Source organism: Pseudoalteromonas sp. EB27, from assembly GCF_001974875.1.
In the GTDB taxonomy this organism is placed as follows: Bacteria; Pseudomonadota; Gammaproteobacteria; order Enterobacterales; family Alteromonadaceae; genus Pseudoalteromonas.
In genome coordinates, this window is the sequence record NZ_MTQD01000007.1 from 47,196 (window position 1) to 59,709 (window position 12,514).

Genomic DNA, 12,514 nt, shown 5'->3' on the forward strand with positions numbered 1-12,514 from the left:
GTACTGGCTTTACGCTACAAATTAGCTTTGAGATTTAACCCAACGCTTAATTTTTTCCTCTAAGATTGGCATTGGCAATGCGCCATCAATTAATATTTGCGTATGGAATGCTTTAATATCAAATTTATCACCCAGTTGTTTTTTAGAAAAATCACGTAATTCTTGAATTTTAAATTGCCCTAACTTGTAAGAAAGCGCTTGTCCTGGCCATGCAATATAGCGCTCAACCTCTGCAATTACATCGCTCTTTGCCATAGATGAGTTAGCAAGCATGTAGTCTATACCTTGTTGACGCGTCCACCCTTTTGCATGAAAACCAGTATCAAGCACTAAACGCATTGCGCGTAATTGCTCGTCTGATAAACGCCCGTACCACATATAAGGGTCGGTAAATAAGCCTAGCTCTTTGCCTAAGCTTTCTGCGTAAAGCGCCCAACCTTCTGCAAACACAGTGTAACCACCAAATTTACGAAAATCAGGTAAGCCTTCTATTTCTTGTTGAAGTGCTATTTGAAAGTGATGCCCTGGGGCTGCTTCATGAATCGATAAAGTTTCGAGTAAAAATTTAGGCTGCGCTTTTAAGTTATAAGCATTGATATAAAAAATACCAGGGCGAGAACCATCAGGTGCCGGAGATGCGTATGATGCACCTGCTGCCGACTGCGCTCGGTATGCTTCAACTGCTTTTACGACGTAAGGTGCTTTCGGTGCAATGTTAAAAAGCAGAGGCAAACGTGCGTCTATTTTTTTCTTAACGTTTTCATATGCCGCAATTAACTCCTCGGGCGTGTCGTAATAAAATTCATCTGAATCACGTAAATGGTCAAAAAATTCAGAGAGCTCACCTTTAAAGCCTACGGTTTCTTTTACTTTTTTCATTTCGCTTAAAATACGCGACACTTCACTTAATCCAATGTCATGAATTTCATCTGCAGATAAGCTAAGCGTTGTGTTTTTCTTAATTTGGTATTCGTACCATGCTTTACCGTTTGGTAAGTCAGTATAACCAACGCTTTCTCGACTATTAGGAATATACTGATTAGCTAAAAAGTCACTCATGCTTTTATAAGCCGGTACTAAGTGCTGCGTAATCAATTGACGATACTGCGCTGTAATTTTTTGCTTTTGCTGTGCACTAAACGATTCTGGTAATTTTTTAATTGGTCCCCAAAATAGTGAGTCTTCGGCATTTTTAACTACATGAGCCGCAAATTGTGGCTGCAGTTTTTCAGCAAGTGGTTTTGGTAACGTAATACCTAGTTTAATACCTTGTGCCATTGAGCGCTCTACACTGGCAAGCCACTTTACAAAACCTTCGCTGCGCGAGATAAAAGCCGTGTAATCTTCAACTGTATTAAACGGCTGAGCACTTTGACCTGAACCAAAACCTGCAAAGGTGTTATGCGCACCTGCCATCTGGTTAATTGGTAGTAAATAATCAGGAAACTGCATGCCTTCTAATTTAAGTGCAAGGTCGCGCTCTAATATTTCAAAACTTAAAAGCGATTGCCCTGTTAACTGTGCTTTATCTATAAAGTTTAAGCGCTGTTGATATTTTTTATAAAAAGCCGCTTTTTTAGCTCTATTTTCTTTTGAAATCTCAGGCGTAAATTGATCGTTGAACTCGTTACGACCATTATACGTTGCGCTAATGGGGCTGTATGTGAGCGATTCATCGTAATACTGTGCAACAAGTACATCGAGTTGTTGCTCTGCCGAAAGCTCTGAAACAATACCTGCCGATGCGTTAACTGTGTTTAGCTGCGTACTGGTATTAGTGTTTGTACTAAGCCCAGTATTCATACAGCCACTTAAAGCAAACATAACGCCACTGGCAACTAATGCTAATTTAATTGATTTCATGATAATCCTTTTTAATATCGTTTTTTGATTATGCGCATTAAACCGTGCTTAATAAAGTAATTACGATAGATTGCGTTCATCGTATTAAATTTGCACTTTTATCTGAGCTTGTTACATTTCTATTAATTCAAATATGACTTAAAAGAAAAATTAAATGAAAAAACAACTACTCAGCACCTCTATTGCCTTACTTTGCTTAACCACTTTTAATACCCATGCCGTAACATACCTATCGGCTAAAGCCATGGTTGATGTTGAAGATGGCAAACTCATTAAATCGCCCTTGATTACTATTGATGATGGCGTGATCACTAATATTGAACAAAATAAAAAACCAACGCTGGTTAAAGGTGATAAACATATTCAACTACCTGATTTAACCCTTATGCCAGGTTTAATGGACATGCATGTGCATTTAACAAGCGACCCTACGGTTCCACGCAGCGAACGTTTAGGCCAGTCAGTACCGCGTATGGCGATTAAAGCCGCTTATTTTGCTAAAAAAACATTAGAAGCCGGATTTACAACAGTACGTAATGTTGGCGCTGAAGGTTACAGCGTTATAGCTGTACGCGACGGTATAAATGCGGGTGACATAGTTGGCCCTCGTATTTGGGCTGCGGGGCCATCACTTGGAATTACTGGTGGGCACTGTGATAACAACCGACTACCTCCTGAGCTTAAATACACTTCAAGCGGTGTTGCCGACGGTCCGTGGGCTGCCCGTATAAAAGTACGCGAAAACATTAAATACGGGGCAAACGCTATTAAGTTTTGTGCCACAGGTGGCGTATTTTCAAAAGGGACTAAAGTAGGTGCACAGCAGTATTCTTTTGAAGAAATGAAAGCCATTGTTGATGAAGCCCATATGCGAGATTTACCAGTTGCAGCTCATGCACACGGTACAAGCGGGATTAAAACAGCTATTAAAGCAGGTGTTGATAGCGTAGAGCACGCCAGCTTTTTAGATGATGAAGCCATTGCTCTTGCAAAAGAGCATGGAACTTGGCTTTCTATGGATATTTATAACACCGAATACACTCTAACTTATGGCGAGCAAAACGGTGTAGATGAAGAAAACCTCGATAAAGAACGCCAAGTATCTAAAAGGCAACGTGATAGCTTTAGCCGAGCTGTAAAAGCGGGCGTTAAAATGGTATTTGGTACGGATGCAGCAATTTACCCGCACGGAGATAATGCAAAACAGTTTACCCGTATGGTTGAATTTGGCATGACAGAACTGCAAGCTATTCAAGCATCCACAATTAATAGCGCTAAGTTATTAAAAATGGATGCTCAGTTAGGACAAATTAAAACCGGATTTGTAGCTGATATCATTGCTGTAAAAGCAAACCCTCTTAAAAATATTAAAACCTTAGAGTCAGTCCCCTTTGTAATGAAAGCCGGTGTTGTTTATAAAGATTAATTGTAAACGTTAAGGCGTGTTGACCTTTGAAAATTACAATTCTCTCGTTTAGTAAGGCTAAGATTACTTAGTCTTACTAGCCCTTAATTCACATAAAAGGAACAATATAACCTTATAAAACTTCATCATTGATTATTAATCATCCAAACAGTTCTATTTAATCAAAAAAAGTGAACTTTTTATTCACTTTAAAAACAATAACCATTATCATTCGCGCAAATTCAATAACGCGAATAGTTATCACTCTATGAAACCGTTTAAGTACTCTCTTATTACTCTTGCTTGTTTAAATGCAAATATGGCATTTGCCCAAAATACTACAGCTGACTCTGATATTGAACGCATCAGCGTATACGAAAAACAAAACCGCGTGGTGATGAGCTCTGGTCTTGCTACTAAATCAGACATGTCTTTAATGGAAACACCTGCACCGGTTGTTATTATTGACCGTGAACTTATTGAATCTCAAGGTGTAGATAGCCTGCAAGATTTAGTTAGAAACGTAAGTGGTTTAACACAAGCAGGTAATAACTACGGTATTGGTGATAACTTAGTAATTCGTGGTTTAGATGCAAACTATACCTACGATGGTATGTATGGTGGTGCGGGCCTGGGTAATACATTTAACCCGACTCGTTCACTTACAAATGTTGAATCTGTTGAGGTTTTAAAAGGCCCAGCAACAGGTTTATATGGCATCGGTAGTGCGGGTGGCGTAATTAACCTAATTGAAAAAAAGCCAGAGTTTGAAGAAAAACACAAAGTATCGGCTGAGCTTGGCCAGTGGGATAGCTATTCATTAGCGTTTGATAGCACTAACGCTATAACAGATGACTTGGCCTATCGTGTGATGGCTAAAACAGCGTCAAGTGACGGCTTTCGCGATTTAAAAGAAGATCGCGACGAAATTTATACCTCGCTTAAATACGTGCTTAACGACAGACAAAACATAATGCTTTCTGCAGCATATATAAAAGATGAAATAGCGGTTGATTCTATTGGTCACCCTATTCGTATTTACAACGCAGAAACTGCAAATGGTTTAAGCGCGGGTGAAATAACCGGTGCAGATTTAGTAAACGATCCGACAGGAAGCGGCGTACAGTTAAGTGATGCACAACGCGACCAGCTAGCTAATTCATTATCTGCATCAGATGGCTTAACGCCATATAGCTTTGGCACAAACGGTATAATTTCGCCAATGGCTGATGCTAACGAAGGTGAGGAACTGCGCTTTAAATTAACGCATAACTATTACATTACTGACGATTTGTTTTTAAACCAGCAACTACAGTACCGTAACTACACATCAAGTTTTGCTCGCCAAACAGGTGCTTATAACTACGTTTACTCTACTCGTGATGGAATTATTAATAACGACCCTCGTGCTCCATTAGTTGAAGACGGTGTACTTTATCCATATGCAGCACGCCGCCAGGAATACCGCCAAGTAGAAGCAGATGAAAAATCGTGGCAGTACTTTTTAGATTTACGTTATGACTTTATGCTAGGCGACGTAGATAACGAATTACTTGTTAACGCCAACTACGAAGATAGAGATATTCGTTTTAAACAATTCTCAATTTGGGATCAAGATTACGTACTCACAAACGATGCTGGTGATGTAACGTACCAAGGATCATTGCCATATATTTACGATATAAGAGAACCAAATTGGCCATCTGGCAACTTTGATGACTTCGATCCACTTAAAACCAGCGACTACAATAAAAAAGTACAAGCATGGGGTTTAGGCATTCAACATGTTGGTTATCTTACTGAAGAGCTTACAACGCGTATTGGTGTAGCATATAACCGCATTGAGCAAACTTACGAGCACTTTGGTGTAGATGAGCGCTATAGCTCGAGCCGCGCAGAGCCAACACCTGAAGCGAGTACATCAGATTCTGGCTTAACGTATAACCTAGGTGCAACATACCAGCCATCTGAAGATTTATCTGTATTTGTAAATCATTCAAAAGGTCGTACTGCGTACAGTGTATTAGGCTCTGTTGCGGGTAATGAAGCAGACCGAGAAGACTCTGAATCAATGAGTAACGATTTAGGTTTTAGATTTAAAGCGTTTGATGATCAATTACTGGCTTCTGTTGTTATATTTGAAAGCTCTCGTACTAATTTAGAATACGCAAATCCACTTTATGATGCGTTAACATCAGGCTCAAATGTGCCTGAAAGCTATTATGATGGTAAAGAAGAAACAACAGGTATTGAACTTGATTTAAACGCTTACTTAAATGATAAATGGAAAGTAAACGTAAACGGTATTTATCAAGATGCACGTGACAAAAGTAATCCTAATAGCAGCAGTTATGATACACGCCAAAAAGGTGTGCCTTACGTAACAGCAAGCACATGGGTAACTTACTACGCAGATATGTTTAACTTACCTGAAGCTGTGAATATAAGTGGTGGTATTACCTTTGTAGATAACAGAAGTACTAATTCGAGTTCGTTCTCGATTCCTGATGGTTATGTACCAAGTTACACGACTTACGATACAGCGGTATCGTACACCACTGATAAATGGCATATGCAGTTAAACTTAAATAACTTATTTAATAAAAAGTATTACTCAAAAGCTATGTTTTTAGGTGGCATGCCAGGCGAAGAGCGTAATGCAAAACTAAGTTTTAGTTACACGCTTTAATAGTTTAGATGATTAAAAAGCACGGTTTGTATTTTTACAAGCCGTGCTTTTTTGCTATGGCTATTTAATTAAATAGTAACCACTATGCGACCGTTAATTTCACCTTTGAGCATATCGTCAAAAATTTCGTTAATATCCTCTAAGCGTTTTTCTTCTATGATTGCTTTTACTTTACCTTGAGCGGCAAATTCCAAGCATTCTTGCAAATCTTTACGCGTACCAACGATAGATCCCACTACTGACACGCCATTAAGCACAGTATCAAAAATAGGAAGCGGCATATCTTCTGGAGGTAATCCCACTAATACACACTTACCACCACGGCGTACACTTTTATAAGCTTGTTCAAACCCAGCTTTTGACACCGCAGTACACACAACGCCATGTGCGCCACCTACTTGTTCAAAAATAGCTTCGCTAGGAACCACCTCTTTAAAATCGAGGGTTATATCTGCGCCAAGTTCTTTGGCAAGCGCGAGTTTTTCTTTACCTGTATCAACAGCTATTACATTAAAGCCCATTGCTTTAGCGTATTGCACGGCTAAATGCCCAAGACCACCCACACCAACAATCGCTACCCATTGCCCAGGTTTAGCACCGGAAACTTTTAATGCTTTATACGTTGTAACACCTGCGCAAAATAACGGAGCAGCTTCTGAAAATCCAAGACCTTCTGGTATTTTTACAACGTAATCGCCATGCGCTAAACAATACTCTGCATAGCTACCATCTATAGAATAGCCAGTATTGTGCTGCGATAAACACAGTGTTTCTTTACCATCTAAGCAAAACTCACAGTGTCCACAAGCGCTGTAAAGCCAAGGCACACCAACTCTGTCGCCAACTTTTAAGTGCTTAATGTTGCTACCAACTTTATCAATAACACCGACACCTTCATGCCCTGGTACTAATGGCATTTTTGGCTTTACCGGCCAATCACCATGGCATGCATGTAAATCAGTATGACAAACACCACAGGCAGCTATTTTAACTAAAACGTCGTTTATTCCAACCTCAGGAATTGGCAGATCTGTTATTTGTAATTTACCTTTGTATTCATTATTAATTGCAGCTTTCATAGTCATTCCATCGTATTTGAAAAATAAAAAAAAGGATTTATTTACGTATTGTTGTGTACAACATACCCCAATATAGATGTATAAATATTAATCTAAATCATACTTTAGTCGTTAAAAATAATTTATTAGCTGGCTAAGAACTTGCTATCCAAAATGAGCGTGCTAGCATTTACTTTCTGAAATTACTGAAAGTTACTAAGCTATGAGTTTATCCGAAAAGAATTTTGCCTTCGTAATGCATTGTGGTGAGATGGGCAGCCGCTGGGGATTCAATCGTACAATTGGGCAAATGTGTGGTTTGCTGATTATTACTAAAAATCCTATGACAGCCAATGAGATTGCAGATGCGCTTAGTATTTCTCGCGGTAATGTAAGCATGGGTATTAAAGAGTTGCAATCGTGGCAATTAATTAAAGTGCAGCATATTCCTGGCGATCGAAAAGAGTACTACGCCCCTGCTGGTGATATTTGGGATATGGCTAATCGCGTATTTGAAGAACGTAAAAAACGTGAGATTGACCCTACCTTAAGCTTGCTGCGTGATAACCTGTTAGATGAAGCTGTGAACGAGGATGAACTTTATGCCCAAAAACAAATGGGTGAAATTCATAACCTACTTGAAACCGTCACTAAATGGTCATCAGAGCTGCAACGTTTAACGCCAGAGCAACTTAATAAACTGATGAAGCTAGGTTCAGGAATTGGTAAAGTTATTGACTTAAAAGATAAGATATTCAAAAAAGAATAAAGCCGCAATTGCGGCTTTATTTATATGCACGTTTTAAAAATTAGATTTTTGGATAACCAATTCTATCCGACAAATAACCTACGCTAGTAGCGAAGTAATACGAGCGATTCCAGTGCATAAACACTTTGTAGTTATCGTACGCTAAGTACATCCGGCCATTTATATCATCAGGCATAACCAGTGCAGCACGTACGTCTACATTAGGTAAATCAGAACCATCAGCTTTACGGACTCCTAGTGCTTGCCAATCAGCTAATGAGCGCTCTGAGTCATTCCAATATTCTAACCACTGCTTACGTGTTTTAGTACCGCGTACTAAAACGTATTTACTGTCAAAGTTTTCAGGTAATTGGACTTGGCGACCCCACGTAAGAGAGTCGTTCCACCCTTCTTGCTTTAGGTAATTAGCAATTGAGGCAAAAGCATCTTCCTTTGTAGTCCAAATATCTTTGCGACCATCATTATTGTAATCAATCGCATAAGCGTTGAACGATGTAGGCATAAATTGTGTTTGCCCCATAGCACCTGCCCACGACCCTTTAAATTTATCTAAGGTAATGTGGCCCGATTTTAAAATATCCAGTGCAGCCCAAAGCTGGCGTTTATAAAGCGCTTCTCGGCGTCCATCAAAAGCAAGTGTAACAAGTGAAGAAATAACATTGTGACCACCTTGAATAGTGCCAAAGTTACTTTCAAGTCCCCAAAGTGCCACTATAAAACGAGCTTGTACACCAAACTCTTTAGCAACTCGTTCAAGCACATCTTTATTTTCTGCATAAAGTTTGCGAGCGCGGTCAATTTTCCATTGTGGTACACGTTTTGGTAAATAAGTTTCAAGCGTTTCTTTTACTTCTGGCTGGTTTTTATCAGCCGACACCACTTTTTCTTTATACGTTGCTGTTGCAAAGGCATCATCAATAAGCTTAGCTTCATAACCTTTAGCTATAGCTTCTTGCTTTAAATTAGTTAAATATGTTTGAAACTCGGCTTGTGTTTTAGCCATTACAGAGCCGCTCAAGCAGACTCCACATAATAAAACGGTCAGTTTTTTAATCACTATCAACTCCATTTTCTTTTCGTAATTGGCTTAGCAAGTTTTCCTCTGGCGGTGGAATTTGTAAATAGAAGCCTTTATCAGGATTTGATAATGCTGCTTTTACAGTATCTAAATCGGCCCCACCTAAACGTTCACGTTTTGCTAAGTTTATGATCATAACGTAATGAGGTTGACCAAACATGGTCATTAAAGGTTCCGGAACTTTACTAAAATCATCTCTTTTTTCAACAAATAAGAAGGTATCCGCTTTTTTCTTACTTTTATATACAGCAGTGAGCATTATGACCCTATAAATTCTTGCTTAACAATGCCGCACACTATAACATGAGAGTAATAATAAGTTAGAAAATTTAGATTAGAAATTTCAATAAAGGCCTTATTCAGCCTACGTTTATCTAACATTGATTTTTAATCAGACAATTCAATTGAGCGTGTATGTCGGACCAAATTTTTGAGTTAAAAGGGAATCTTTTTACGTTATCAGTTTTGCACCTTTATAGTACTGATATAGCCCTTCTAGCAGAACAGTTGTATATAAAAATAGCCCAAGCACCTAGATTTTTTGAGGGTGCTCCTATTGTTGTTAACTTACTTGAAGTGAAAAACAGCCCACTCGATTTTGTGCACTTAAAATCATTGATTGAGCGTATGAGCTTTAATGCGGTTGGTGTGTGTAATGGTTCTGATGAACAACATGCCCAAGCTAAAGCGGCTGGTTTATCTGTTTTAAACTATTCACAAGACGTTAAGAGCGAACCTGTTAAACAAGAGGCTAATACGTCTATTGTAGAAAAAACAGTGCATTTGCCGGCTCAGATTATTAGCGGCACCGTTCGTTCTGGCCAACAAGTTTATGCAAAAGACCGTGATTTAATAGTACTTGGTGCAGTAAGTCACGGCGCTGAAGTAATTGCCGATGGTAATGTACATATTTATGGCACGTTACGCGGTCGCGCTATTGCTGGCGCAAAAGGTTTTAAAAAAGCACACATTTTTTGCCAAAAACTTGAAGCCGAATTGGTTTCAATAGATGGTAACTACTGGATCAGTGATTCACTACAAGGTGAACATTGGGGAAATGCGGTGCAAATACAACAAAAAGACGAATCATTAGAAATTTCAGCTTTGGTTAAAGGATAAATCTCATGGCAAAAGTAATTGTCGTTACCTCTGGTAAAGGCGGTGTTGGTAAAACAACATCAAGTGCTGCAATTGGCACAGGCTTAGCGTTAAAAGGCTATAAAACAGTTATTATCGACTTTGATATTGGTTTACGTAACTTAGATTTAATTATGGGTTGTGAACGCCGTGTTGTTTATGACTTTGTAAACGTGATAAATGGTGAGGCAAACCTTAACCAAGCGCTTATTAAAGATAAACGTGTAGATAAATTATTTTTACTACCCGCTTCACAAACTCGTGATAAAGACGCATTAACACGTGAAGGTGTTGAACGCGTACTAAACGAATTAAAAGAAGACTTTGATTACATTGTATGTGATTCACCAGCAGGTATAGAAGCTGGCGCTATGATGGCAATGTACTTTGCTGACGAAGCAATTGTGACAACAAATCCAGAAGTGTCGTCAGTTCGAGATTCGGATCGTATTTTAGGTATTTTACACAGCAAATCAAAACGTGCTGAAGAAGGCCTAGAAAACATTAAAGAACACTTACTATTAACACGCTATAATCCTAGTCGTGTTGAAAAAGGTGAAATGCTATCGGTAGAAGATGTGCAAGATATTCTGTCAATCCCACTATTAGGTGTTATTCCTGAATCGCAAGCGGTATTAAGTGCTTCAAACTCAGGCCAACCTGTTATATTGGATACAGAATCTGATGCAGGCCAAGCTTATTCTGATGCAATTAACCGCTTACTAGGTGAAACCGTCGATTTTCGCTTCTTAGACGTTGAGAAAAAAGGCTTATTTAAACGGATTTTTGGAGGTTAACGTGTCTTTACTTGACTACTTCCGCTCAGAAAAGAAAAACAGTGCGTCACTAGCAAAAGAGCGATTGCAGATCATTGTCGCGCACGAGCGTTCTCAACGAGGAACGCCGGATTACTTACCACAATTAAAACAAGACATTTTAGATGTGATCCGTAAATACGTGAACGTAAGTACCGATGCAGTTCAGGTTCAGTTTGATCAGAACGAAGACGATTTAGCCGTACTTGAGCTAAACGTTACACTACCTGATGAAGAAAAGAAGTAATTGAAGAAAGGGCGCTTTATAAGCGCCCTCTTTATTTTCGCAATAACTTTCTAAATACCTACGTTTTAATCCCCTTCGTGCAACTAAAACTTTTTAACTATGTAACACAAAAACTATAGATAATACCAATTCGCTTAATTAAGTGATCTATTTTGAGGATCGAAAAACGTGTTGATAGCTAGGCAAAAAAATCGCTATTTAGTTGTTCTAAAAGAGATTTTTTTAACACAGGTAACGACACGTTTAGCGCCGCAAAATGATTAAGTATTATTGCGGATTGGTATAAGTATTACACAGTTAAAGAAAACATTTAGCCTTAAGTATCCCATTCTTTTAAAGCGTCTTTAACATAGGTATATCGCCAAGAACTAAGTAAATCTGGCTTTATATGACTCTGCTTTTGCTCATTAGTTAGCTTCCAATTCCAACTAATCAATTGATTTACCTGCTTTTTAGAGGCCATAACGTCTTCTGGTATATTGTGCTCTTTAGCTACTTTAGTGATTTTTTGTTTTATATCTTTTGCTACTTTTTTATAAGTAGGAAAATCAATTAAGCGCTTAAGTACATCAGGATGCTGAGCATCAGGAACCGCTTTGGCAACTTCAATACACTTTATTATATCTACACCAGAGCGATTAACTTCAATTGCTTCAACTCCTGGAATTTGACGTAGAGCGTTTAAACTTGAAGGACCACGTTTGGCAATTTCAGTCATGTTATGTTCTTTTAACACAAAATTAAGCGCCAAATTTTTCTTGATAGCTTTATTTCTTCGCCATACAGCAAGCTCTTTTAACACCGCTAATTCGTGCGGTTTAAGTTGCCATGCATTTTTAATATCTTTATATAAAAGCTCGTCAGGTGTTTGAAATGCACGTTTTTTTGCAATCAATTCACTTTCGTTTATTACAATGTCAAAGAAACCAGCCACATTGATACGGTCGATGATCTGCTCAAAACACGGTAATAAGTAAAAAGTATCAGCAGCAGCGTAGTCTAATTGTTTTTTGGTTAACGGACGTTGCAGCCAGTTAGTGCGTGACTCGCTTTTATCTATTTCAATACCTTGCAGTTCTTTTACCATAAGAGCAAAGCCCATACAGTTACCTTCACCGAGTAACTGCAACGCAAATTGTGTATCAAATAATGGAGCTGGAACGAACCCTGCGTACTTTTGAAAAACTTCAATATCTTCAGAAGGAGAATGCAGTACTTTTAAAACAGCAGGATCTTTAAGTATTTCCCAAAAATCAAATAGTGAAAGTTCAGCTAATGGGTCAATAAGCGCTAAATGCTCACCATCAAAAACTTGGATAAGTGCAACTTCTGGATACAAAGTGCGACGACGCATAAACTCAGTATCAATAGCTAAAATAGGCTTATTTTTTATTTGTTCAACAAAAGTATTAAGTTGATTTTGGGTTTCGATCAATTGGTATTGCACTTAATC

The 12,514-nt window shown here is 38.5% G+C and carries 11 protein-coding genes; 6 read left to right on the forward strand and 5 right to left on the reverse strand.

Going from position 1 to position 12,514, the window contains the following annotated elements:
* Window positions 1–21 precede the first annotated feature (21 nt).
* Window positions 22–1,863: a DUF885 domain-containing protein gene (locus BW142_RS09290; RefSeq protein WP_076924688.1), complete on the reverse strand. Its 1,842-nt coding sequence runs from the start codon at window positions 1,861–1,863 to the stop codon at window positions 22–24.
* A gap of 154 nt (window positions 1,864–2,017) precedes the next feature.
* Between BW142_RS09290 and BW142_RS09295 the strand changes: the two genes are divergently transcribed.
* Both BW142_RS09295 and BW142_RS09300 read left to right on the forward strand, forming a co-directional pair.
* Entirely contained in the window at window positions 2,018–3,289 is a 1,272-nt protein-coding gene (locus BW142_RS09295) for an amidohydrolase family protein (RefSeq protein WP_076924689.1), read from the forward strand.
* A 247-nt stretch (window positions 3,290–3,536) separates the two neighbouring features.
* Window positions 3,537–5,957 carry a TonB-dependent receptor gene (locus BW142_RS09300; protein ID WP_076924690.1) on the forward strand — a complete coding sequence of 807 codons (2,421 nt, stop codon included), beginning with the start codon at window positions 3,537–3,539 and terminating at the stop codon, window positions 5,955–5,957.
* 68 nt (window positions 5,958–6,025) lie between these two features.
* Here the strand turns inward: BW142_RS09300 and adhP are convergent, their stop codons facing one another.
* Window positions 6,026–7,036: an alcohol dehydrogenase AdhP gene (adhP, locus tag BW142_RS09305; protein WP_076924691.1), complete on the reverse strand. Its 1,011-nt coding sequence runs from the start codon at window positions 7,034–7,036 to the stop codon at window positions 6,026–6,028.
* Window positions 7,037–7,238: 202 nt separating this feature from the next.
* Here adhP and BW142_RS09310 point away from each other — a divergent pair, with 202 nt between their 5' ends.
* Window positions 7,239–7,784: a MarR family transcriptional regulator gene (locus BW142_RS09310; protein ID WP_024598155.1), complete on the forward strand. Its 546-nt coding sequence runs from the start codon at window positions 7,239–7,241 to the stop codon at window positions 7,782–7,784.
* A gap of 40 nt (window positions 7,785–7,824) precedes the next feature.
* Here the strand turns inward: BW142_RS09310 and BW142_RS09315 are convergent, their stop codons facing one another.
* Complete coding sequence (locus tag BW142_RS09315; protein WP_024598154.1) at window positions 7,825–8,841, reverse strand: lytic murein transglycosylase; 1,017 nt, start codon at window positions 8,839–8,841, stop codon at window positions 7,825–7,827.
* Window positions 8,834–9,121, reverse strand: coding sequence for a YcgL domain-containing protein (locus tag BW142_RS09320; protein ID WP_076924692.1), 288 nt, complete (start codon window positions 9,119–9,121; stop codon window positions 8,834–8,836). Before BW142_RS09320 ends, BW142_RS09315 begins: the two co-directional genes overlap by 8 nt.
* Before the next feature lie 155 nt (window positions 9,122–9,276).
* Between BW142_RS09320 and minC the strand changes: the two genes are divergently transcribed.
* Genes minC through minE form a run of 3 tightly spaced genes read left to right on the forward strand, consistent with a single transcriptional unit; the run spans window position 9,277 to window position 11,061 of the window.
* Window positions 9,277–9,981, forward strand: coding sequence for a septum site-determining protein MinC (gene minC, locus BW142_RS09325; protein ID WP_024598152.1), 705 nt, complete (start codon window positions 9,277–9,279; stop codon window positions 9,979–9,981).
* A gap of 5 nt (window positions 9,982–9,986) precedes the next feature.
* Window positions 9,987–10,796 carry a septum site-determining protein MinD gene (gene minD / locus BW142_RS09330; protein WP_007583272.1) on the forward strand — a complete coding sequence of 270 codons (810 nt, stop codon included), beginning with the start codon at window positions 9,987–9,989 and terminating at the stop codon, window positions 10,794–10,796.
* A gap of 1 nt (window position 10,797) precedes the next feature.
* The gene (minE, locus tag BW142_RS09335) at window positions 10,798–11,061 is read left to right on the forward strand and encodes a cell division topological specificity factor MinE (protein WP_004334706.1); all 264 of its coding nucleotides are present in this window, start codon (window positions 10,798–10,800) and stop codon (window positions 11,059–11,061) included.
* 316 nt (window positions 11,062–11,377) lie between these two features.
* Here the strand turns inward: minE and rnd are convergent, their stop codons facing one another.
* Window positions 11,378–12,508: a ribonuclease D gene (rnd, locus tag BW142_RS09340; protein WP_076924693.1), complete on the reverse strand. Its 1,131-nt coding sequence runs from the start codon at window positions 12,506–12,508 to the stop codon at window positions 11,378–11,380.
* Window positions 12,509–12,514: the final 6 nt, after the last annotated feature.

What these genes read in the sequence shown, in the direction of transcription:
- BW142_RS09290 (WP_076924688.1), bottom strand. Translation starts at nt 1,863, where the DNA reads ATGAAATCAATTAAATTAGCATTAGTTGCCAGTGGCGTTATGTTTGCT.
- BW142_RS09295 (WP_076924689.1), top strand. Translation starts at nt 2,018, where the DNA reads ATGAAAAAACAACTACTCAGCACCTCTATTGCCTTACTTTGCTTAACC.
- BW142_RS09300 (WP_076924690.1), top strand. Translation starts at nt 3,537, where the DNA reads ATGAAACCGTTTAAGTACTCTCTTATTACTCTTGCTTGTTTAAATGCA.
- adhP (WP_076924691.1), bottom strand. Translation starts at nt 7,036, where the DNA reads ATGAAAGCTGCAATTAATAATGAATACAAAGGTAAATTACAAATAACA.
- BW142_RS09310 (WP_024598155.1), top strand. Translation starts at nt 7,239, where the DNA reads ATGAGTTTATCCGAAAAGAATTTTGCCTTCGTAATGCATTGTGGTGAG.
- BW142_RS09320 (WP_076924692.1), bottom strand. Translation starts at nt 9,121, where the DNA reads ATGCTCACTGCTGTATATAAAAGTAAGAAAAAAGCGGATACCTTCTTA.
- minC (WP_024598152.1), top strand. Translation starts at nt 9,277, where the DNA reads ATGTCGGACCAAATTTTTGAGTTAAAAGGGAATCTTTTTACGTTATCA.
- minD (WP_007583272.1), top strand. Translation starts at nt 9,987, where the DNA reads ATGGCAAAAGTAATTGTCGTTACCTCTGGTAAAGGCGGTGTTGGTAAA.